Here is a 451-nt window from a genome sequence, read left to right on the forward strand (position 1 = left end):
CTTGGCCCGATCGGCGCTGCTCCTGGCGCTGCGTCTGGGTTTGAACCGCGAGCCGCGTGTTCTCCACCGTCTGACGCAGCGTCAGGTGAGCGACCGGCCGTCGTTCCGTCTCGTAGGTGTCCAGCAAGCCCACTGCGGCCCAGCCACGCACGACGCCGGCGAGTTTCCAGCACAGGTTGTGCACGTCGGCGACGCCCGCGTTCATGCCCAGGCCGCCGAAGACGGGGATCGCGTGCGCGGCGTCGCCTGCCAGCACAGTGCGGCCCTGGCGGAAGCGCTCGGCGACGAACGCGTTCATCACCCATTGCTCAACCCTCGCCACCTCGACTTTCACATCGAGGCTCTGGCCCAGAGCGTGAGAGACCAGGGCGGACCAGTCCGCGCTCTCGGGATGCTCCGGAGTGGGGGCGAACCATGCCCAGCCTCCCTCGGGGTAGAGCGGCAGGAACGA

General features: G+C 69.0%; 1 protein-coding gene. It reads right to left on the reverse strand.

The genetic code is table 11. The annotated features are described in order from the left end of the window. A partial coding sequence (locus ACQRUO_RS39715) for an FAD-dependent monooxygenase (RefSeq protein WP_428321033.1) occupies window positions 1-451 on the reverse strand: 451 nt, incomplete at both ends.

The organism is Kitasatospora sp. LaBMicrA B282, from assembly GCF_050325825.1.
Classification (GTDB): Bacteria; Actinomycetota; Actinomycetes; order Streptomycetales; family Streptomycetaceae; genus Kitasatospora.